This window comes from Pseudomonas fluvialis (assembly GCF_002835605.1).
GTDB lineage: Bacteria > Pseudomonadota > Gammaproteobacteria > Pseudomonadales > Pseudomonadaceae > Aquipseudomonas > Aquipseudomonas fluvialis.
Genome location: NZ_PIYS01000016.1, coordinates 26,126 through 47,224 on the forward strand (window position 1 = coordinate 26,126; position 21,099 = coordinate 47,224).

A 21,099-nucleotide genomic window follows, 5' to 3' on the forward strand; every position below is an offset into this window, starting at 1 on the left:
ATGGAGATGCTCCACCAGCAAGTCGACCTCAGCCAGGCTGGCAATCCGGACCTGATCTGGGACCTGGACAGCCTGGCACGCCGCGAGCTGGCCGAGCGTTTCATCCGCCTGTTCGAGAACCGCCTGTGCGTGTGGTCGGAGTCGGTCGAGCAGCTCTACACCAACTACAGCCTGCACTTCCCCGCGGAGCTGGGCCGCAAGATGGTCGTGCTGCCCAACCCCTACGCCTTCCACGATACCCTGCACGGCATTGCCGCGCAGGCGATACGCAAGACCGGCCTGTGCGTGCTGCCCGGGCAACTGCTCGGCAAGAGCGGCCTGCTGCTCAGCAACCAGTTGCCCGGCAATCGCCTGGCTCCGCGCAGCATGCCGTTCAAGCCGGCCCTGGCGCAGATCATCAACAGTCAGCGCAAAGTGGGCGACGAGTTCCTCCCCCTGCTGGTCAAGGGCGACCTGCGCGAGTTCGACCAGCAACTGCCCTATCTGCACCTGCATCGCCTGCAACTGGCCAAGCTGCCGCTGCTCTCCAACTTCGAGCGCGAAGACATTCGTCAGTCGATTACCCGCAAGCTGCTGTTGCTGTACCGCCAGGCCGACAGCCTGTGCCTGCCGCCCGCTAACCCCCGCTGATTTGCTCTACAATCGCCGGCCGCGCCGACCCGCCTTGCTGGATGCCCATTTGTGACCCTGCTTGAAGCCTTTGCCGCCGCCCTCGGGGTGCTGGCCGTTTACCTCACTGCCCGACAAAACCCCTGGTGCTGGCCGCTCGGCCTGGTCATGGTGCTGCTGTATGCCTGGGTGTTTTTCGAAGCGCGCCTGTATGCCAACACCCTGTTGCAAGGCGTATTCGCCATCACCCAGCTGTATGGCTGGTGGCAATGGCGGCGCCCGGTCAGCGCCAGCCCGGCACGCACGGTCAGCCTGCTGGCGCCCTGGCCGGTGTTGCGCGGGCTGCTGCTGGCCGGCCTCGGCAGCCTGCTACTGGGCTATGGCCTGGCACATTTCAGCGATGCCGCGGCCCCCTGGTCGGATGCTGCGCTGACGGCCTTCAGCCTGCTTGCCCAGCTATGGATGGCCCACAAGCGGGTGCAGTGCTGGCCGCTCTGGCTGCTGGTCGATGTGGCCTATGTGGCGCTGTTCATCGACCAGGCGCTGTACCTCACCGCCCTGCTCTACGGCCTGTTCTGTCTGCTGGCCCTGCATGGCTGGCGCAGCTGGCAGCGGGCACTCAACCCGTGAAGGTCGTGGTACTGACCGGCCCGGAGTCCAGCGGCAAAACGCGTCTGGCGGCGCACCTGCAGGAACGGTTTGGCGGTTTGCGGGTGGATGAATATGTCCGCGAATACATCGAGCAGGTGCAACGCGACACCTGTTATGCCGATATCGAGCCGATAGCCCGCGAACAGCTGCGCCGTGAAGACCTGGCACGCGCCGAGCAGCCGCCGCTGTTGCTGCTCGATACCCATCTGCTGAGCAACCTGTTGTGGAGCCGCACGCTGTTTGGCCAGGCTCCGGTCTGGCTGGAAGCTGCCCTCGGCCAGCGGCAGTACCACCTGCACCTGCTGCTGGCTGCCGATGGCATGCCCTGGCAGGCCGATGGCCAGCGCTGCCAGCCGTTGCTGGCGAAACGCCAGCGCTTCGAGGCGCAGTGCCGGGCATGGCTGCAAGCCAAGGGCCTGCCATTCAGTGAGTTAACCGGTCATTGGGCAGCACGTTGCCAGATGGCCGAGCAACAGGTCGCCTGCCTGCTCGGTGGCTAACTCACCTGTACGCTGATGCGCCTCAGCCAACCAGCATGACACCCAGCCAGGTAGCCAGCAGGCACAGCACCACACCCAGGGTCAGCGGCTTGCGCAGCGCCGGGTACCAACGCGGCGCCAACTCCAGGCGCACGGCACGCAGGTCAGCCAGGTACAGCGCGATAAAGCCGAACAGCAGCAGGGCCACGGCCAGGCCCGCCGGGATGATGTCGACAATGGCCAGCCAGCCCAGGCCTGCCGGCAGCACGGACAGGCCCAGCTGGGTGAGTGCCAGGGTGTCCTTGCGCTCGGTGCGCATGGCCAACCCCCAGTGAATCGCCCCCATGAAGGCCAGGATGATCGCGGCATAGTCGAGCAGCGCGGACAACACCGTCGGACGCCAGGCCAATGGCGTCAGCCATACGCCCAAGGCGCCACCGATAAAAGGCAGCAGGCCGGCATAGCCCAGCAGCAGGGTCAGGCGCGGGGGATGTTCGGCGGTAAACGACTGCATGGGCGACTCCGGCGGCAAGGTGACTATTCAGCTGTGCTTTATACCCAATCCACGGCAGTTTGACCGCCCCGGCCTGCACAAGAAGCTGCAACAGAATATGCCGGCAGTGCCCGATGCCTGCCCGCTCGGTCAAGAACGCGACAAGATGTTGCGCTTTGCCGACGCACCGTGACTTTCTTGATCGAATCGCTCATCTATCCCGCAACGGCCAGCGTATCAATGGCGCCACGGCCCCCTCGACCCTTTGCGAGAACTTGCACCCATGAGCACCACCCTGCGTATCAACGAAGCCCTGATCATCGCCAACCGCGCCTTTGCCCCTTACCAATGCGTTGCCTGGGCGCCCCAGGAAGGCAATGGCGAACTGAACCTGAGCGTCATCGACCGTCACAGCACCCGCCTGCTGGGCCGCACCCGACTGAGCCGCAGCAACTATTCCGATCCGGCCACCCTGGCCAGCCTGCTCGACCAGACCCGCCGTGCCCTGTGCGCCGAAGGTGTACAACTGCAGCCCTGGAGCATGCAGGCCTGAGCGAAGCCGTTGACTAGTCCCGCGCAGGTATAACGAAAAAGGCCAACCCCTGGGGTTGGCCTTTTTCGTTATCGCAGCCACTCAGTAGTAGGCGTTTTCGCGATTGCTGTGGTCGGTGACGTCGCGTACGCCCTTGAGTTCGGGGATACGCGTGAGCAGGGTCTTTTCGATGCCTTCCTTAAGCGTGTAATCGGCCTGGCCACAGCCCTGGCAACCACCGCCAAAACGCAGAATGGCTACGCCATCATCCACATCGACCAGGCTCACTTCGCCACCGTGGCTGGCCAGGCCCGGATTAATCTCGGTCTGCAGGTAGTAGTTGATGCGCTCATTGATCGGGCTGTCATCGCGGATCATCGGCACCTTGGCATTCGGCGCCTTGATGGTCAGCTGTCCACCCATGCGGTCGGTGGCGTAGTCAACCACCGCTTCATCGAGGAAAGGCTCGCTCAGTGCATCGATCCAGGCAGTGAAGCTGGCCAGCGCCAGCGGGGTGTCTTCAGCCTTCTGTTCACCCGGCTTGCAGTAGGCAATGCAGGTTTCCGCATACTGGGTGCCGGGCTGGGTGATGAAGATGCGAATACCAATCCCCGGAGTGTTCTGCTTGGCCAGCAGGTCGGCCAGATAGGCTTGGGCGGATTCGGTAACGGTAATGGCGCTCATGGCTACTCCTCGCAGTGATGGCCGCAGTGTACGCCAATCACCGGGCGGGCAAAAGTCCGACAATTTCAGTAGGTCTATCCCTGGCCGCTACAGGTTCTGGTAGCGGTTCATATCCAGCACCCCGTATTCCCGCGGCTCGTGCTCATCAATGTAGTCGGCCAGGTCATGAAAATACCGCCAGAACTGCGGGTGGGTGCGACGAATCCCCCAGCGCGCCACCAGCTCGCCAAACGCCTGGGCATCGCGTGCCTGCTGCATGGCCTCGACAAAGGCCGGCACCTCCGCCAGCGGCACGTTGAACAGGAAGTTCGGATAGCTGCTGAGCACCCCGGGGTACAGCGTGAGGGTGTCCAGTCCCGGCTGGTAGCGCAGGCTCTCGCCCATCATGAACGCCACGTTGCTGTGTGCGCGGTTGCGCAGCAGGCTGTAGATTTCCCGCTGCCCCTGGCCCAGGTCGATACGCAGCAGGGTCGCTTCCGGCAACTGCTCGATGACTTTGAGTCCGGCCGCCGGGCGTGCCGCCAGGCGCGACAGGGCTTGCTCGGCATCCGCCAGCGCTGCTGGCAGGCCGGGGCGATGACAATAGGCGCCACGGCAGCGGTTGATCGGATCGGGTCGGGCATTCAGCGTGCCAGCGCGTTCCAGCAGCGCCTCGGCAAACGCCTGGCGCGGGTCGCTCCCCGGCAGGTGCAGCGCCGTCGGTGTGCGCAGGTCGGCGGCGCTGTAATCCAGCCACATCTTCAGCTTGCCACTGTTCTGATACCAGTCGTCCAGGTAGGCCTGGCGTGCAGCCGCCGGCATCAAGCGCAGGAAGTTCAGCTCGGCACCATTGCGGATCAGGTCGAAGTACAGACGCGTCTGTGCCTGGTGCGAGACATTGCCGAACACATCGAAGTTGACCACCAACTGGTAGTAGGTGCGTTCGAACAGCGGGTAGTCGAGCAGCCACAGGGTTTGCGGCACCGCGCCGACCAGGCCCTTGCGTACCGAGGCACTGTCATGCTGGCGGAAGATGCTCAACAGGGCATTGTCATTGCCCATCCACAGTTGCGACCAGCTGGGCGCCGGGGCATCGGCATAGGCCGCGCGACGCGCATCCTCATAGGCATTGCGCTTGTTCTTGTAGGCGCTCCACAGGCCCGGCAGGTCGGCGATGTCATCGAACTGCCCAGGCATGGCCAGCAGTGGCGTCACCGCCTGGCGATAGCTGGCGTCGGTGATGTACAGATCGCGCTGCGGGGCCTGGAACAGCGCCCAGAAATGATCACGAATCACATCCGTGGCAATCTGTCCGCGGCATACCGGGCCGCGAATGAAGGTGCGCACGAAATACTCCGCGTCATCCAGCATGAACTGGTAACGCGCCTGTGCCGGGATGGCCTGGAACGTCTCGAACGGGTTGGCACGGTGTTGCGCGCCATAGCCAGGCACAGCCTGCAGGGGCCAGTCTTCGGCAAAGAACAGCTCGCGCACGCGCTGCAATTTGCCTGGACTGAGCGCATAGGTAATGTGCGTCTTGTGCACGATCACGCCCTGGATCGGCCACAGGCGATAGTAGAACTGCGTACCGGGATCGTCATTGGGCCGGCGCGTGGCGATCGGGTCGATGGGCTGGCCGCTCGGTGTGCGCGAACGTACTAACTGGAAGAAGTGTCGATCCTCGCCTTGCTGAAAATACAGATGGGCAAGGAACAGGTGCTCGTACAGCCAGCGTGACACCAGTCCCTGGCGGGCACCGGGGGCATTCAGGAAGGCTTCCCACTCGGCCAGCTGCGCCTGCTCCTGCGCCGTGGGCTGCAAGGGCTGCTCATCGACTGGCGCGCCCTGCGCCAGCCAACGCTGCAAGGTGGCGTATTCCGCCTCGTCCAGCCCACTGACCGCAAAGGGCATGCCGGCATAGGGATTGTGGCGGGCAAAGCGCTTGAAATCGCTCGGCGTCGGGCACTGGTTGTCGCGGTTGATGGCGATGTCCAGGTCATCCGGCAAGCGTGCGTTGTCTGCCCACTGGTGCTCACGCCCCAGCTCCAGCATGCGTTGCAGCAACGCGGCCTGGCCAGCCTGCGCCTGCAGCACGGAATGAAAGCCGCGACGCCGCCAGGCCGCTTCGCCCTGCGCATCCAGATACAGACGCGTGGGCTGCTGGGCCTGCAGACGGCCACCGTTGTACACCGCCTGCTGGCTGGCGCCACGCAACAGCCCCTCGCCACTCCCCAGGTTCAGCTGGCAGGGCGCGTCATAGCAGGCATGGCAGGCCACACACTTGTCGCGCAGGATCGGCTGTACTTCACGGCTGTAGGAAACCGGCCCGGCCAGGGCCTGGGTAGCCCAGGCGAGCGACAGGCAGAGCAGACCGGCGAAGCGCTGCAGACACAGGGACATGGCAAATCCTGGCAGGTAGGACAAAGGCGTACAGTCTAACAGGCTACCCTTGCAGCAACATGAGCTAAATTCATGATGATCTGCTGAATGCGGCGAAGCGATGCAACCTTGCTATCATTCGCCACCTTTTGTTCCACCCTGCCAGGTAGTACCCCATGTCCGACCGTAGCGCCCGCCTCCAGGCACTCCAGCAAGCTCTCAAGGAACGCATCCTGATCCTCGATGGCGGCATGGGCACCATGATCCAGAGCTACAAGCTGGACGAGGCCGACTACCGTGGCGAGCGCTTCGCCGACTGGCCGAGCGACGTCAAGGGCAACAACGACCTGCTGCTGCTGAGCAAGCCCGAGGTCATCGCCGCGATCGAGAAGGCCTACCTGGATGCCGGCGCCGACATCCTCGAGACCAACACCTTCAACGCCACCCGCGTATCCCAGGCCGACTACGGCATGGAGGCGCTGGCCTATGAGCTGAACGTCGCCGGCGCGCGCGTCGCCCGCCAGGTGGCCGATGCCAAGACCCTGGAAACCCCGGAGCGGCCGCGCTTCGTCGCCGGCGTGCTTGGTCCAACCAGCCGCACCTGCTCGATCTCCCCGGACGTCAACGACCCCGGCTACCGCAACGTCACCTTCGACGAGCTGGTGGACAACTACACCGAGGCGACCCGCGGCCTGATCGAGGGCGGCGCCGACCTGATCCTCATCGAAACCATCTTCGACACCCTCAACGCCAAGGCGGCGATCTTCGCCGTGCAGCAGGTGTTCGACGAGGACGGCATCGAGTTGCCGATCATGATCTCCGGCACCATCACCGACGCCTCCGGCCGCACCCTGTCCGGGCAGACCACCGAGGCCTTCTGGAACTCGGTGCGTCACGCCCAGCCGATTTCCGTGGGCCTGAACTGCGCCCTCGGAGCCAAGGAGCTGCGCCCCTATCTGGCCGAGCTGTCGGCCAAGGCCGACACCCATGTCTCCGCCCACCCCAACGCCGGCCTGCCGAATGCCTTTGGCGAATACGACGAGACCCCGGCGCAGATGGCCGAAGTGGTCGAGGAATTCGCCGCATCGGGGCTCTTGAACATCATCGGCGGCTGCTGCGGCACCACGCCGGCGCATATCCAGGCGATTGCGCAAGCCGTGGCCAAGTACCCGCCGCGCGCCATCCCGGAGATCCCCAGGGCCTGCCGCCTGTCGGGCCTGGAGCCCTTCACCATCGACCGCAACTCGCTGTTCGTCAACGTCGGCGAGCGCACCAACATCACCGGCAGCGCCAAGTTCGCCCGGCTGATCCGCGAGGAAAACTACAGCGAGGCGCTGGAAGTCGCCTTGCAGCAGGTCGAGGCCGGCGCCCAGGTGATCGACATCAACATGGACGAGGGCATGCTCGACTCCAAGGCGGCGATGGTGCGCTTCCTCAACCTGATCGCCGGCGAGCCGGATATCTCGCGCGTACCGATCATGATCGACTCCTCCAAGTGGGACGTGATCGAGGCGGGCCTCAAGTGCATCCAGGGCAAGGGCATCGTCAACTCCATTTCCATGAAGGAAGGCGTCGAGCAGTTCAAGCATCACGCCAAGCTGTGCAAACGCTATGGCGCCGCCGTGGTGGTGATGGCCTTCGACGAGGTCGGCCAGGCCGATACCGCCGCGCGCAAGAAGGAAATCTGTAAGCGCAGCTACGACATCCTGGTCAACGAGGTCGGCTTTCCGCCGGAAGACATCATCTTCGACCCGAACATCTTCGCCGTGGCCACCGGCATCGAGGAACACAACAACTACGCGGTGGACTTTATCGAGGCCTGCGCCTTTATCCGTGACGAGCTGCCCTATGCGCTCAGCTCCGGCGGCGTGTCCAACGTGTCCTTCTCGTTCCGCGGCAACAACCCGGTGCGCGAGGCCATCCACTCGGTTTTCCTCTACCACGCGATCAGGAACGGCCTGTCCATGGGCATCGTCAACGCCGGCCAGCTGGAGATCTACGACGAGATCCCCGCCGAGCTGCGCGACAAGGTCGAGGACGTGGTGCTCAACCGCACCCCGGGCGGCACCGAGGCGCTGCTGGCCATCGCCGACAACTACCGCGGCGACGGCAGCGTCAAGGAAGTCGAGGATGAAGCCTGGCGCGCGCTGCCGGTCGCCAAGCGCCTTGAGCATGCGCTGGTCAAGGGCATCACCGCCTTCATCGTCGAAGACACCGAGGAGTGCCGCCAGCAGTGCGCACGCCCCATCGAAGTCATCGAAGGCCCGCTGATGGCCGGCATGAACGTGGTCGGCGACCTGTTTGGCGCCGGCAAGATGTTCCTGCCGCAAGTGGTCAAGTCCGCGCGGGTAATGAAGCAGGCCGTGGCGCACCTGATTCCCTTCATCGAGGCGGAAAAAGGCGACAAGCCCGAGGCCAAGGGCAAGATCCTGATGGCCACGGTCAAGGGCGACGTACACGACATCGGCAAGAACATCGTCGGCGTGGTGCTCGGTTGCAACGGCTACGACATCGTCGACCTGGGCGTGATGGTGCCGGCGGAAAAGATCCTCAAGACTGCCATCGAGGAGAAGTGCGACATCATCGGCCTGTCCGGGCTGATCACCCCCTCGCTGGACGAGATGGTTTTCGTCGCCAAGGAAATGCAGCGCCAGGGCTTCTCCCTGCCGCTGATGATCGGTGGTGCCACCACCTCCAAGGCGCACACCGCGGTGAAGATCGACCCGCAGTACAACCACGATGCGGTGGTTTACGTCACCGACGCCTCGCGCGCAGTCGGCGTGGCCACCACCCTGCTGTCGAAGGAGCTCAAGGCCGACTTCGTGCAGAAGACCCGCGACGAGTACGCCGTGGTCCGCGAGCGCACCTCGGCCCGCGCCTCGCGTACCGAGCGCCTGGGCTATGCCGAGGCCATCGCCAACAAGCCGGCCTTTGACTGGGACGGCTACCTGCCGGTACGTCCCCGCTTCACCGGCGTGCAGGTACTGGACGACATCGACCTGCGCGAGCTGGTCGACTACATCGACTGGACGCCCTTCTTCGTCTCCTGGGACCTGGCCGGCAAGTACCCGCGCATCCTCGAGGACGAGATCATCGGCGAGGCGGCGCGCAACCTGTACAGCGATGCGCGGGCGATGCTCGACAAGCTGATCGGCGAGCAGCTGATCCGTGCCCGCGCGGTGTTCGGCTTCTGGCCGGCCAACCAGGTGCAACACGATGACATCCAGCTGTACGGCGATGACGGCCAGCCGCTGGCCACCCTGCACCACCTGCGCCAGCAGAACATCAAGCCCGACGGCAAGCCCAACCTGTCGCTGGCCGACTTCGTCGCGCCCAAGGAAAGCGGCGTGACCGACTATGTGGGCGGCTTCATCACCACCGCGGGGATCGGCGCCGAGGAAGTGGCCAAGGCCTACCAGGATGCCGGCGACGACTACAACTCGATCATGGTCAAGGCGCTGGCCGACCGCCTCGCCGAAGCCTGCGCCGAGTGGCTGCACCAGCGTGTGCGCAAGGAGTTCTGGGGCTACGCCCCGGACGAGGCGCTGGACAACGAGGCGCTGATCCGCGAGCAGTACCGCGGCATCCGCCCGGCCCCCGGTTACCCGGCCTGCCCCGACCACACCGAGAAGGCCACGCTGTTCCGCCTGCTCGACCCGGCCGCCGACCTCGGCAAGCCCGGCCGCAGCGGCGTGTTCCTCACCGAGCACTACGCCATGTTCCCGGCGGCGGCCGTCTCCGGCTGGTACTTCGCTCATCCCGAGGCGCAGTACTTTGCCGTCGGCAAGGTCGACAAGGACCAGGTCGAGCAGTACGCCCGGCGCAAGGGCCAGGAACTGGCGGTAACCGAACGCTGGCTGTCGCCGAACCTAGGGTACGACGACTGATTACAAGCCCTTGCGGTAGAAGTGCTCGAAGCAGAAATTGCTGGCCTGGATATAGCCCTCGGCACTGCCGCAATCGAAGCGTTGGCCGCGAAAACGGTAGCCGATCACGCACCCCTCGGCAGCCTGGCGCTGCAAGGCATCGGTGAGCTGGATTTCACCGCCCTTGCCAGGCGCCGTCTGCTCCAGCAGGTCGAAGATATCCGGGGTGAGGATGTAGCGCCCGATGATCGCCAGGTTGGACGGTGCCTTTGCCGGCTCGGGCTTCTCCACCATGTGCTGGATGCGCAGCAGGTCATCGCGAATCGCCTCCCCCGCGACAATGCCGTACTTATGGGTATCGGCCGCCGGCACCTCCTCGATGGCCACGATGGAGCAGCGAAACTGCCGGTACAGCTGGACCATCTGCGCCAGCACGCCATCCCCTTGCAGGTTCAGACAGAGATCGTCCGCCAGCACTACGGCAAAAGGCTCGTCACCAATCAGCGGGCGACCGCAGAGAATCGCATGCCCCAGGCCGCGCATGCTGACCTGGCGGGTGTAGGAAAAACTGCAGTGTTCGATTAAATGGCGAATGCCATACAGGTAGCGCTCCTTGTCACTGCCCTGAATCTGCTGTTCCAGCTCGTAGCTGACATCGAAATGATCTTCCAGGGCACGCTTGCCACGCCCGGTTACCATGGCGATTTCATGCAGGCCAGCCTGCAAGGCTTCTTCCACCCCGTACTGGATCAGCGGCTTGTTCACCACCGGCAGCATCTCCTTGGGCATGGCCTTGGTCGCCGGCAGGAAGCGCGTGCCATAACCGGCGGCGGGAAACAGGCATTTCTTCAGTAGCGGGTGGCGTTGGCTCATCTCAGTCCTGCTTCACAGTGGGCTGCCCGCCATTGCAGGACAGGTCGATGACAACCTGACGACAGCAACAAGAAGGCTGGATGACAAGGATTGGCAGAACGCCTTGTTGGGCTTAACCTGCCACAGAACTACCCGGAGTATCCACCATGAAAACTCGCCTGATCACCCGCCTGACCTGCGCCCTGACCCTCAGCTACACCAGCCTGGCGCTGGCCGGCCCGGTGGACGAACAAGGCGCACTGGCCCTGCTGCAACAGGAAAACACCCAACTGATCGATGTGCGCAGTGCCGAAGAGTTTGCCGGCGGGGCGCTGGACAACGCCCTGCTGCTGCCCCACGAGCAGATTGCCGAGCGCATCGCCAGCCTGGTGCCGGACAAACAGACGCCGATCGTCGTCTATTGCCGCAGTGGCCGTCGCTCGTCCATCGCCGAAGACCAGTTGCGGCAACTGGGCTATCGCCATGTGCGCAACGCCGGCGGCTATGAACAGTTCCGCAAGACCCTGGCAGATAACCCATCGACCTGTAGCCAGTGCTAAGCGGCAGTGGCAAAACCGCCTGCTGAAACTCAGGCGGCATCCACCAGGACGATCTCGCTCGCTGCGTGTGCGCTAATCTGCAGCAGCTCTTCTCCGGCAATCGCCAGACCATCACCGCACTCGGCGCGCACGCCATTCACCTCCAGCGTACCCAGTGCCGGCACCAGGTAGAGTTTGCGCCCCGCCTGCGGGCTGTACTGCAATGTCTGCCCCGCTGCCAGGCTGGCGGCCAGTACCCGCGCATTGGCGCGGATTGGCAGTGCCTGGTCATCACCGGGCAGGCCGCTGGCCAGGACGACCCACGCCCCGCTGCGCTCGCCACGCGGGAAAGGGCGATTGCCCCAGGACGGCGGCAAGCCACGCTGCTCGGGCATGATCCAGATCTGGAAGATGCGTGTCGGCTGATCTTCCAGGTTGTATTCACTGTGCACGATGCCACTGCCGGCACTCATTACCTGCACATCCCCTGCGGCCGTGCGGCCCTGGTTGCCCAGGCTGTCGCGGTGGCTGATCGCCCCCTCGCGAACATAGGTGATGATCTCCATGTCCTGATGCGGGTGCGCGGGAAAACCACTGTGCGGGGCAATCCAATCGTCATTCCAGACCCGCAAGCGTCCCCAATGCAAGCGCTGCGGATCATGGTAATCGGCAAAGGAAAAGTGGTGACGGGCTTCCAGCCAGCCGTGCTGGGCATGCCCCAGGCTGGCGTAGGGACGACGTTCGATCATGGCAGGCTCCGGTTCAGCACATTCAGCGATGCGCGCATAATCCATCGAGCCAGAATGAAAATTAAGCGGAAAAACTGCGCCAAGAACATCGAATAAATCGATAAGAAGGCCGGCTTACCAGGGAATGCGCTGGCCGTCATAGGCAAAGAAGCCACCGCTGTCGGCCGGCTCGCTGCGATCGATCAACGCCAGCAACTGTGCTGCCGCCTGCGCGGCCGGACGAGCCGCCGCACTGCCACTGAACGGCTGCGACAGTTTCGACTGCACCGTGCCCGGATGCAGGCTGAGCAGGCGTGCCCGCGGCTTGCGACGGGCCAGCTCGATGGCCGCGGTTTTCACCAGCATGTTCAGCGCCGCCTTGGAGGCGCGATAGGCATACCAGCCACCCAGGCGGTTGTCGGCGATACTGCCCACCCGTGCCGAGAGCAGCGCCATGGCACCCTGTGGATCAAGCAGGGGCAGAAAGTGCTTGAGCAACAGCGCCGGACCCAGCGCATTGATCTGGAACACCGTCTGCAACGCCTCGGCATCCAGCGCCGCCAGTGACTTTTCCGGGCGAATGGTCGCGTCGTGCAGCACGCCACTGGCTACCAGGATCAGTTGATAGGGCGCTTCCTCGGCCAGCCGGCGGGCCGCCTCGGCAATACCTGGCGCATCCTGCAAGTCGAGCGGCGGATCGCTGTGCCGCGACAGCTCACGGAGCAGTACACACTGCTCGTCAGCGCGCAGGGCTGCACAGAAGGCCTGGCCCAGCGCACCGCTACTGCCAATCACCAGTGCCCGGTAGGCTGGCCCCAGTGAGCGCAGGCTGCTCATTGCGCCTGCCGACGAAAGAACAGGGTGACCTGCCCCCACTCGATACCGAACTTGCGCATGCTGGCACGGTTGACCAGGGTGTGCTCATCAATCAGGTACATCCAGTCATCGAAGTGGACCACATACACCTGGTCATCAACCGGCAGGTTGAGGCTGTAGCGCCAGCGAAAGGCATTGCCGGCCAGTTCGCCACGCGCTTCGCCGGCCACGTCCGCCGCCGTCCCGCGCCATGCCTGCTGGCCATCCGGCGTCAGCGTCCAGACACGCCGGTCAGTGCTGCCATCGCTGTAGGTAAAACGCTCATCAAGAATCAGCCGCTCGCCGTCACGGCGGCTGTCGATCTGCACATGGAAGCGCTTGATGACCTTGCCCGAGCGGTTCTGGAACATCCCCCAGGCTTCCACCGGCCCGTCAAAGAACTGCTGCAGATCGAGCCGCGGCTGCTGGTCGGCATAGTCTTCCACCTGCACACCCGTACAACCCGCCAGCCAGACACAGGCCAGCACACACAACCAACGCTTCATCGTGCACCTCATTGATCCTGCCCCAGCAACGCCAGGCGCAACTCGGGGCTACGCGTTTGCGGCCCCAGCCAGATGGCAAAGAACGCCCGGGCAAACGGCTCATCCGCGACGCTGTGGCGCAGTTCGCCGTCGACATAGAAACGCGCGCCCTGCCCCGGCAGGTACACCCCGGTGATCTGCCGGCCGGCCTGCACATCAACAAATGCCTGGTGCATCTCCTGCGCCCAACGCTGCATGCGCGACTCATCCACGGCCGCGCCCTGCATACGGCGAATTTCCTCCAGGCTGGTCTGCACCAGGCGCTCACGGCTGATCTGCCGCTGATAGGTCAACTCCAGCGCAAAAGGCCGGGCGAACACATCCTCGCCGGAAGCTGCCCACAGATTGGCCGAATAGATCGGCAGGCCAAACCAGCTAAAGCTGCCCTGCCCGAGCAAACGCGCCTGCGGCAGGTTGCTTTTCCACTCGGCAGCCAGCAGCGGGGCCGACTGGCTCCAGCACAACAGCAACAGACAGCCGGCCAGCAGCGCACGAATTGGCATCACGTAACACCTCCGGAATGCGTCGAACTCATTCCACAAAAGTTATACGCAACTTGTACATCTAGACTAAAGAGCTGGCAACCCTATACAGGCCGATGTAAAAACCCGCAACACAATCAGCCGTCCGCCACCTGTCGCTGCCGGGCCGGGCTATCCGCTCAGTACTGCAACTCCACGAGCGGGCTGCCAACCACCGCCTGGCAGGCGAGAATCCAGCCCTGACGCTGCTCCTCCTCGGAAAGTACCTGGTTGCTGAGCATGCTGGCCTGCCCTGTCACCACCCGGCAACGGCACACACCGCACACCCCCACACGACAGGCCTGAGGCGGCTGCAGACCTGCCTGCTCCATAGCCTGCAGAACCACCTGCTGACCAACTACCGGCACACTATGTTGACGGCCAGCAAGGGTCACTTTCAGCCGGCTCGCCGTGCCAGGCACATCACGCCGCGTGCTCGTCAGGGCAAAAGATTCCTGATGGATGGCCGACTCGGCGACACCGCGCAGGCGCAGCGCCGCCCTGGCGTTACCCATAAAAGCCTCAGGGCCACAGATAAAAGCCTCGGCTACCGGCCAGTCGGCCAGCTGCCTGGCTATTGCCTGACTGTCCGGGATGCCCTGCTGGGCATCAAGCCAGACACACAGCGTGAAGCGCTCCGGGTAAGCCGCCGCAAGACGGGTCAGCTCATCGGCAAAAATCACCGAGTCGCCATCTCTGCAGGCGTAGAACAGCAATACCTGGCCTGTGCCTTGTTGCAGAACCGCCTGGAGAATGGCGCGCAACGGTGTAATGCCGCTTCCTGCGCCCAGTAACAGTACATCCTGATCCAAACTGCTCGGAACGAAGCGGCCTGCGGGCGGCAGCGCCTCCAGCCAGTCACCGGCCTTGAGGTTGTCCAGCAGCCAGTTCGATACCTTGCCGGCCCGGGCGCGCTTGATCGTCACACGCAGCACACCCTCGCTATCGGGCAACTGTGACAACGAATAACAGCGACGAACGGGGCCCTCCTCGCCCGGCACCTGCACGGTCAGAAACTGCCCTGGCTTGGCAACAAAACGGCTGCGCTGCTCCTGCGGCACCTGCAAGAGCAGCGAGCAGCTGTCGGCGGTTTCTTCATTACGCGCCACCACCCGCAGGCGTGCAAGGGACTGCGCTGCAGCAGGTGCCCCGCTCAGGCGCGGCGCGGCAAGTTCAGCTGCCGGGCCCGGGCGGGATACGCCACGCAGCATCGGCCAGACCAGCGGGCGGCGAAACAGCAGTACATAAAGGACATGCAGGCCAATCAGCCAGAGGCCCAGGTTGGCAAAGAACTCGTGCACCTCTTCGGCATCGCCCATCCAGTCCACGAAATTGATATCGCTGGCAGCGCCAAATACGTCGGGCCCGACACCCGGCAGAACGGCCAGCACATCGCCATTATCGACCATACCCAAACCAATCAGGCTGGCCATGGCAAAACTGCCCAGCGCCGCGACGGTCAGCCACTTGCCGACAGCCAAGCGTGAGGGCGTTTTGCGCTGTCCCTTCGGCGGCAGCAACTGCGGAAAACCACGCAAGCGCAGCGGCACGATCAGCAAACGCCACACCAGCAGCACCAGCAGGCCGTAGCCCAGCCAGATATGCAGGGTCTCGGCGTCGTCACCGCTGAGGTAGGCGCCCAGGAAAAAACCGGCCAGTAGCCAGTGAAAGAGGCGAAAACGATTGAAAGCAGCCATGCCGGCAGTCCTCTGGAGTAGATAACCTCCTTATAGAGCTGCCCGCTGAAGTCAAACTGAATGGCCACCCTTGGCCCGATTCAGTTTGGCGTCAGGTTGCACGCCTAGGCTGCGCACACCGCCCATCGGAGAACGCACCATGTCTACCCACTGGATTGTTGCCCTGACCTGCTGTTTGAGCCTGCCAGCCCTGGCAGAAAGCACACATCCCCTGCTGGCGGGCTACGCCGTTCAGGCACGCCAGCAGGCCCCGCAGTTCGCCGGTTTTTCTGCCGAGCGCGGCAAGGCGCTGTATTTCGCCGAGGTGCCGCGTAACGGCAAAACCATGAGCTGCACGACCTGCCACACCGCCGACCCGCGCCAGCCAGGCAAGACACCCGCCCATCGCAACGTTGCGCCCCTGGCGCCCTCAGTCAACCCTGAACGCTTTACCGATCTGCAGAAGGTCGAGAAGTGGTTTCGCCGCAACTGCGACGACGTCTATGCCCGAGCCTGCACCGCGCAGGAAAAAGGCGATTTCATCAGCTGGATCGACAGCATCCGATAGGAACCCACCATGAAGACCCTCGCCCTTGCTGCCGTTGGCGGGCTAAGCCTGACCCTGCTAGTGGCCACTAGCAGTGTTGCCGATGACGACAACCATAACGGCTACAAACGCCCTAAACGCCTTGCCCTGCCGAGCGACGCACCATTGCTTTGGAAGGAGGAATGTGCGGCCTGCCACATGTTGTATGTCCCCGCCCTGCTGCCAGCTGAGGCCTGGCGCCAGCAGATGCAGACGCTCGAGCAACACTACGGCAGCAACGCCAGCCTGGATGCACAGCAGGCGCGGGAAATCCTCGATTTTCTGCTGCGCAGCTCGGCGGCCAACCGCCTGCCGGTCGAACCCTCAGCGACCGCCGGCGAACCGCCGCGCATCAGCCAGACGCGCTGGTTCGCACACAAGCACGACGAGGTCAGCGTCGCCACGTTTCAGCGCGCCGCCGTGGGCAGCCGAGCCAACTGTGTGGCCTGCCACCATGGTGCCGAACGCGGCAACTTCGACGAAGACCGCGTAGAGATTCCACGCTGACACGCATGCCCAGCGGCCTGGCCCGGTGCAGCAGCCGCCTGTTTCAAGACCGGCATGAAGCGTTGGCCCGCCCACACGGCGCTGCAGCAAAACCGCAAAGACAGCCCTTTCACCCCCTGGAAATCATCCTGCAATGAACAACCACCTGCTGCGCAATGCCCTGCTTCTCTCCGTACTGCTCAACATCGCTCTGCTCGGTGCCGCCGGCTGGCAAAAACTCCGCCATGACGGTTTACCGATGCCCTCCGGCGCAGCGACCGAACTGTCGCGCCAGCTGCAACTGAACAGCAACCAGCTACAACGCTGGCACAATAGCGAAGCCCCGTTTCTGGCTTATCTGCGTGCCAGCAACGCCAGCCTCGACGAACATCGCAGGCGCCTGATCCAGGCGGTTTTCAGCGAACCCATGGATCGTGCGCTGATCGACAGCGAACAGGCGAAGATTGCCCAGCTGCAGTATGAACAACAGCGCCTGCTCATCGACCAGTGGATAGCGGAACGCGCTATCCTCGAAGCGCCGCAACGTAAACGTCTCGCCGACATACTGAGCAAACAGTCGCTCAGTCCGGCGAGCATCGAACAGTTGCACCGCAGCCTATAGGCGGCGCTGCCTGTTTTCAGCAGATCCCCCATGGAGCCTTAGCAATGCGTCCTACAACCCGCGTCCTCACCCTCGCTGCCATACTCGCCAGCAGCCTGGGGAGTATTGGCAGCAGTCTCGCTGCCAGCGACCATCAACATGCTCATGGCGAAGCCACCCAGACGCTGCAGCTCAATGCCGGCAAGCGCTGGGCAACCGATGCAGCTCTGCGTCAGGCCATGGGCACGATCAACGACGGCATGCACGAAGCGCTGCCGGCCATCCATGAGAACCGCCTGCCGACCGAGCGCTACAGCGAGCTGGCGGAACTGGTACGCCATCAGGTCGCCTACATGGTAGAAAACTGCCAGCTGAGCGCCGCGGCCGATGCACAGCTGCACCTGATCATTGCGCAACTGCTCGCCGGCGCCGACGCCATGAGTGGTACCGCGAACGGCCAGCGAGACGGTGCTGTGCGGGTGGTTGGCGCGCTGGGGAACTACGCCAGTCACTTCGCCGACGACAACCTCAAGCCGCTGCAACACTGACGCCCTGGCGTACTGCAACCTGCCCCGCTACACCCTGCCCCCTGGCAGGGTTCAGATGACCGGATGCTCGGCTTTGCTGGCTGCGCCATGCGCGGCCAGCAACTGCAGCCAGTCTGCGACAGGCATTGACCGGCAATGTCGCCTGAGCTGACTCAGGTCGTGGCGCGCCGCGGCGCTGCGCCGCCAGCGCCGCCGGCTCTTTTCCAGATCAAGCAGGGCAACCTCGACACAGGCCGCCTCGCCTTCACCCGCCATACGCAGAAAGATGTGCTTGGCATAACAGCAACCGTGTTGCCAGCGCGCCCGGTGGATGCGGCTCAAGGTAACCCCCACGGCGGCCAGCATATGCTGATGAAGCAGCATGCCGTAGCGCGCGGCCCCACCGTTCCCGTACCAGTCTTCCAGGCTGATGAAGCCTTCCAGTTCCAGGGTGATCAGCAAGGCCTGCCATTGCCCGGCCTGTTGCCGTGTACCGCAGTAAATCACCTGCGGCACGCGCACGCCTGCTGCGCGGAAAGCCTGCAACGCACGTTGTTCACGCAACACGGTGGGCTGACCGAAGGGATGGGCGAACGAGCGATACAGGTGGCCGATCTGCCGTTTGCAATACAGCAGTGGCAGCCCCGCATCACCTAACTGCACGCGCTGCACGCCGCTTTCCCCTGCCCGCCGCTGATTGGGTGCCTCGACCCAGTCGCCCTGGGTATTCCACCAGTCCTGGAAGCTACTGAGCCTCTGTGCAGAAGCAAGGGCAGACAAGTTTTGCATGCTCACCCCCGCTTACGCAGCACATATACCCGCCACAGGGCGTAGCCCGGCAGGAAGTCGAGGTGCTGGATGATGTCAAATCCCGCCTGGCGAAACTCAGCCTCGATGGTCGAGCGATCAACAATAAAGCGATTGCGATTCTGTGCAGCCCTGCCCTGAGCCGCACGGCGGGCCTCCAGGCGACGACGCCTCCAGGCCTTGTAGTTGCCATCGACCCACAGCGAGACGATGACCGTATCGCGGCTTACCCGGTGGAACTCGCGGAGGATGGCCAGGCGATGCTCGGCAGATTCGATATGGTGCAGCAGGCGAATGCAGAAAATGCAGTCCACCGCATTGGCAGCCAGATCGATGGCGAACGCCGAGGTTTGCAAGCTGCTGACGCGCGCCACCACCTCGGGCGGCTGGGCGGCACGTGCCGTGGCAAGCATATCGGCAGAATTGTCGGCGGCCAGAATCACCCGGTTGGGCTGCTCGCAGAGCATCGGCCAGAAACGCCCGGCCCCGCAGGGCAAATCCAGGACCAGGTTGGGCTGATCGGCCAGTTGCAGCGCGCGGCGCGCCAACTGCAGATCACGCCAATGCGACAAGCGCCTGGCCAGGCCATCCTGATGCTTTTGCAGATACTGCTGGGCATGATCGAAATCGTACTTGCGGGAAAACTCCAGCTCGATGGGACTTGGCTCTGACATGGCAAACATCCGTCTGTGGGTATGCCTGCCAGGCTAATCTCCTGCTCATCAACGGGATGTCAAAGCCCTGTGAAAATTTCGTCAAACGGACTGCTTCAGCGTGACCCTCATGCACGTGCCCAGGCCCTCCTCACTGTGCAACGCGATATGCCAGCCTTGCTGCGCGCAGATACGCTTGACCAGCGACAACCCCAGACCGAGCCCTTCACCACGGGCCTGCACCCCGCGCACAAAGGCCTGGAAAACCCTTTCCTGCTGCCCGGCAGGGATACCTGCGCCGCTGTCCTCGACACGAAAACCGCCAGACTCGAGAATCAGCCTGACCCCACCCTTTTCCGTGTAGTGCAGGGCATTGCGCAGCAGGTTGCTCATCACCGCGCCCAGCAATGTGGCGTTGTACAGTCCGCTGTCCGTACCCTCCTGGATACACTGAAAATCCAGCCCCTTTGCCGCCATGAACGCGGCCCAGCGCTGCATCTGCTGGGCTGCAACGCTGGCCAGCGGCGCCTCAGCACCGGCCATGGCATGACGCTTGTCCCGCGCCAGCTGCAGAAAGGTCTGCACCAACTCGCGCATTTCCTCACTGGCACGGGCGATACGCGCCAGCTGCTCTTGCTCGCGGGCAGCCAGCGGCGCCTCGGCAAGCAGCTCGCAGGAACTGGCGATGATCATCAGCGGAGTGCGCAGCTCATGACTGACATCGCTGGTAAACAGGCGCTCGCGCTCCAGCGAGTCGCGCACCTGGCCCAGCGTACTGTCGAAGGCGGCTGCCAGCTGGCCAATTTCATCGTCCGGATAGTCCGGCGCCAACGCCGGGGCCAGCGGATGCAACTGATCACGGTGGCGCACCTGCTGCGCCAGGCGACGGACCGGCGCCATGACCTTGCGGGCCATGCCTAAACCCAGCCCCCAGGCTCCGAGCACCGCAAGCAGAAAACCTGCCAGCACCACACCAAATAGGATGTTTTCACGCGCTTCGAACTCATCCTGTTTCTGCACCAGCATATGGGTGTGACCCGCGCTGTTGATCTTGTAGACATAGAACGCCTGGTCAGCGTCGACAAGCTCGGTGAAGCCCTCTGGCAGACGACTGTACTCCTCGGGTATGGCGTACCCAGGGTACTGGGAGGAGAAGAAGTACATGCCGGCATCCAGGCGCGGCGCCTTGTCCTTGCGTAAGTCCACAGTGAGCACTTCACGCAGTTCGCGGTGCATTTCCTGAGACACCAGATGCTCCTCGACGAGATGCACCACGGCGACGATGCTCAGGGAAAACAGGCCGCTGACCACGATGGTCATCAGCACGAAGGCGAGCAGGATGCGCCGCGCAAACGGTTGCTTAGCGTGCATGCTGCTGCTCCGCGAGGCGATAGCCCACGCCATGCACCGTCTGCACAAGCGCGCTAGCGAAAGGCTTGTCGAGCACCTGGCGCAGCTGATGAACATGGCTGCGCAAGCTGTCGCTGTCCGGGCAGTCATCGCCCCACAGGGCTTCTTCCAGTACCTCACGGCGAACCACCGCCGGGCTTTTCTGCATCAGAATCGCCAGCAGCTTGAGCCCCAGCGGATTGAGCCTGAGCAACTGGCCGGCGCGACTGACCTGCAGGGTATCGAGGTCGTAGCACAGGTCGCCGACCTGTAGCCGCCGCTGACGGCTACCCTGGCTGCGCCGCAGGATGGCTTCGATACGCGCCACCAGCTCGGAGAGCGCAAAGGGCTTGATCAGGTAGTCATCGGCACCCGCGTTGAGTCCTTGCAGTCGATCAGCCAGCGCATCCCGCGCCGTCAGCATGAGGATCGGCACCTCGTTGCGGGCCTCTTCGCGCAGGCGTCTGCACAGCTGATAGCCGTCGATACCAGGCAGCATGACATCCAGCACGATCAGGTCGTAGAGCGCACTGCAGGCCAGGTGCAGCCCGCCAAGGCCATCCTGGGCGCAATCGACGCTGTAGCCCTTGAGTTGCAGATAGTCCAGCACGTTGGCGAGGATATCGCGGTTGTCTTCGATCACCAGAATACGCATGGAAAAG

At 63.7% G+C, this 21,099-nt stretch carries 24 protein-coding genes; 11 read left to right on the forward strand and 13 right to left on the reverse strand.

Features of this window, described 5'->3' with window-relative positions:
• The 3 genes from CW360_RS09455 to CW360_RS09465 are packed head-to-tail and all read left to right on the forward strand — an operon-like array spanning position 1 to position 1,760.
• The gene (locus tag CW360_RS09455; RefSeq protein WP_101193526.1) at positions 1 to 630 is read left to right on the forward strand and encodes a hypothetical protein; all 630 of its coding nucleotides are present in this window, start codon (positions 1 to 3) and stop codon (positions 628 to 630) included.
• A gap of 51 nt (positions 631 to 681) precedes the next feature.
• Positions 682 to 1,239, forward strand: coding sequence for a nicotinamide riboside transporter PnuC (pnuC, locus tag CW360_RS09460; protein ID WP_101193527.1), 558 nt, complete (start codon positions 682 to 684; stop codon positions 1,237 to 1,239).
• A complete protein-coding gene (locus CW360_RS09465) occupies positions 1,236 to 1,760 on the forward strand; it encodes an AAA family ATPase (RefSeq protein ID WP_101193528.1) in 525 nt (174 codons plus the stop codon). The genes pnuC and CW360_RS09465 overlap by 4 nt, the downstream gene beginning before the upstream one ends.
• Before the next feature lie 22 nt (positions 1,761 to 1,782).
• On the opposite strand, the gene CW360_RS09470 is transcribed toward CW360_RS09465, so the two are convergent.
• Positions 1,783 to 2,253, reverse strand: a complete 471-nt coding sequence (locus tag CW360_RS09470; protein WP_101193529.1) for a DUF3429 domain-containing protein — start codon at positions 2,251 to 2,253, stop codon at positions 1,783 to 1,785.
• On the opposite strand from CW360_RS09470, the gene CW360_RS16805 reads away from it, so the two are divergent.
• A complete protein-coding gene (locus CW360_RS16805) occupies positions 2,252 to 2,425 on the forward strand; it encodes a hypothetical protein (RefSeq protein WP_157825283.1) in 174 nt (57 codons plus the stop codon). The genes CW360_RS09470 and CW360_RS16805 overlap by 2 nt on opposite strands.
• Before the next feature lie 90 nt (positions 2,426 to 2,515).
• A complete protein-coding gene (locus CW360_RS09475) occupies positions 2,516 to 2,785 on the forward strand; it encodes a hypothetical protein (protein ID WP_093986619.1) in 270 nt (89 codons plus the stop codon).
• Positions 2,786 to 2,866: 81 nt separating this feature from the next.
• Here CW360_RS09475 and nfuA read toward each other — a convergent pair whose 3' ends face one another.
• Both nfuA and CW360_RS09485 read right to left on the reverse strand, forming a co-directional pair.
• Positions 2,867 to 3,448 (reverse strand): Fe-S biogenesis protein NfuA, encoded by a 582-nt coding sequence (gene nfuA, locus CW360_RS09480; RefSeq protein ID WP_093986618.1) that lies wholly within the window; start codon positions 3,446 to 3,448, stop codon positions 2,867 to 2,869.
• An 87-nt stretch (positions 3,449 to 3,535) separates the two neighbouring features.
• Positions 3,536 to 5,827 carry a fatty acid cis/trans isomerase gene (locus CW360_RS09485; protein ID WP_101193530.1) on the reverse strand — a complete coding sequence of 764 codons (2,292 nt, stop codon included), beginning with the start codon at positions 5,825 to 5,827 and terminating at the stop codon, positions 3,536 to 3,538.
• 155 nt (positions 5,828 to 5,982) lie between these two features.
• On the opposite strand from CW360_RS09485, the gene metH reads away from it, so the two are divergent.
• Positions 5,983 to 9,693, forward strand: a complete 3,711-nt coding sequence (gene metH / locus CW360_RS09490) for a methionine synthase (RefSeq protein WP_101193531.1) — start codon at positions 5,983 to 5,985, stop codon at positions 9,691 to 9,693.
• Here metH and galU read toward each other — a convergent pair whose 3' ends face one another.
• A complete protein-coding gene (galU, locus tag CW360_RS09495; protein ID WP_093986615.1) occupies positions 9,694 to 10,545 on the reverse strand; it encodes a UTP--glucose-1-phosphate uridylyltransferase GalU in 852 nt (283 codons plus the stop codon).
• Positions 10,546 to 10,691: 146 nt separating this feature from the next.
• Here galU and CW360_RS09500 point away from each other — a divergent pair, with 146 nt between their 5' ends.
• Positions 10,692 to 11,084 carry a rhodanese-like domain-containing protein gene (locus tag CW360_RS09500; RefSeq protein WP_101193532.1) on the forward strand — a complete coding sequence of 131 codons (393 nt, stop codon included), beginning with the start codon at positions 10,692 to 10,694 and terminating at the stop codon, positions 11,082 to 11,084.
• Positions 11,085 to 11,113: 29 nt separating this feature from the next.
• Here CW360_RS09500 and CW360_RS09505 read toward each other — a convergent pair whose 3' ends face one another.
• The 5 genes from CW360_RS09505 to CW360_RS09525 all read right to left on the reverse strand — a co-directional run bounded on the left by CW360_RS09505 (position 11,114) and on the right by CW360_RS09525 (position 15,409).
• Complete coding sequence (locus tag CW360_RS09505; RefSeq protein ID WP_093986613.1) at positions 11,114 to 11,812, reverse strand: pirin family protein; 699 nt, start codon at positions 11,810 to 11,812, stop codon at positions 11,114 to 11,116.
• Between the two features lie 114 nt (positions 11,813 to 11,926).
• Positions 11,927 to 12,628: an SDR family oxidoreductase gene (locus tag CW360_RS09510; protein WP_101193533.1), complete on the reverse strand. Its 702-nt coding sequence runs from the start codon at positions 12,626 to 12,628 to the stop codon at positions 11,927 to 11,929.
• The gene (locus CW360_RS09515) at positions 12,625 to 13,152 is read right to left on the reverse strand and encodes a DUF3833 domain-containing protein (protein ID WP_101193534.1); all 528 of its coding nucleotides are present in this window, start codon (positions 13,150 to 13,152) and stop codon (positions 12,625 to 12,627) included. Before CW360_RS09515 ends, CW360_RS09510 begins: the two co-directional genes overlap by 4 nt.
• Positions 13,153 to 13,160: 8 nt before the next feature.
• Positions 13,161 to 13,694: a chalcone isomerase family protein gene (locus CW360_RS09520; protein WP_101193535.1), complete on the reverse strand. Its 534-nt coding sequence runs from the start codon at positions 13,692 to 13,694 to the stop codon at positions 13,161 to 13,163.
• Between the two features lie 158 nt (positions 13,695 to 13,852).
• Positions 13,853 to 15,409: a 2Fe-2S iron-sulfur cluster-binding protein gene (locus tag CW360_RS09525; protein ID WP_101193536.1), complete on the reverse strand. Its 1,557-nt coding sequence runs from the start codon at positions 15,407 to 15,409 to the stop codon at positions 13,853 to 13,855.
• Between the two features lie 139 nt (positions 15,410 to 15,548).
• Here CW360_RS09525 and CW360_RS09530 point away from each other — a divergent pair, with 139 nt between their 5' ends.
• The 4 genes from CW360_RS09530 (at position 15,549) to CW360_RS09545 (ending at position 17,609) form a co-directional block, all read left to right on the forward strand.
• Positions 15,549 to 15,956: a DUF1924 domain-containing protein gene (locus CW360_RS09530; RefSeq protein WP_093986609.1), complete on the forward strand. Its 408-nt coding sequence runs from the start codon at positions 15,549 to 15,551 to the stop codon at positions 15,954 to 15,956.
• Positions 15,957 to 15,965: 9 nt separating this feature from the next.
• Positions 15,966 to 16,481, forward strand: coding sequence for a diheme cytochrome c (locus CW360_RS09535; protein ID WP_101193537.1), 516 nt, complete (start codon positions 15,966 to 15,968; stop codon positions 16,479 to 16,481).
• Between the two features lie 133 nt (positions 16,482 to 16,614).
• The gene (locus CW360_RS09540) at positions 16,615 to 17,082 is read left to right on the forward strand and encodes a periplasmic heavy metal sensor (protein ID WP_101193538.1); all 468 of its coding nucleotides are present in this window, start codon (positions 16,615 to 16,617) and stop codon (positions 17,080 to 17,082) included.
• Between the two features lie 44 nt (positions 17,083 to 17,126).
• Positions 17,127 to 17,609, forward strand: a complete 483-nt coding sequence (locus CW360_RS09545) for a hypothetical protein (RefSeq protein WP_101193539.1) — start codon at positions 17,127 to 17,129, stop codon at positions 17,607 to 17,609.
• Between the two features lie 51 nt (positions 17,610 to 17,660).
• Here CW360_RS09545 and CW360_RS09550 read toward each other — a convergent pair whose 3' ends face one another.
• The 4 genes from CW360_RS09550 to CW360_RS09565 all read right to left on the reverse strand — a co-directional run bounded on the left by CW360_RS09550 (position 17,661) and on the right by CW360_RS09565 (position 21,092).
• On the reverse strand, positions 17,661 to 18,377 hold the full coding sequence (locus tag CW360_RS09550; RefSeq protein ID WP_101193540.1) for a lipopolysaccharide kinase InaA family protein: 717 nt from the start codon (positions 18,375 to 18,377) through the stop codon (positions 17,661 to 17,663).
• Between the two features lie 2 nt (positions 18,378 to 18,379).
• Complete coding sequence (locus CW360_RS09555) at positions 18,380 to 19,069, reverse strand: class I SAM-dependent methyltransferase (RefSeq protein WP_093986656.1); 690 nt, start codon at positions 19,067 to 19,069, stop codon at positions 18,380 to 18,382.
• A gap of 81 nt (positions 19,070 to 19,150) precedes the next feature.
• Positions 19,151 to 20,419, reverse strand: a complete 1,269-nt coding sequence (locus tag CW360_RS09560) for a sensor histidine kinase (RefSeq protein ID WP_101193541.1) — start codon at positions 20,417 to 20,419, stop codon at positions 19,151 to 19,153.
• Positions 20,409 to 21,092 (reverse strand): response regulator transcription factor, encoded by a 684-nt coding sequence (locus tag CW360_RS09565; RefSeq protein WP_101193542.1) that lies wholly within the window; start codon positions 21,090 to 21,092, stop codon positions 20,409 to 20,411. Before CW360_RS09565 ends, CW360_RS09560 begins: the two co-directional genes overlap by 11 nt.
• Positions 21,093 to 21,099: the final 7 nt, after the last annotated feature.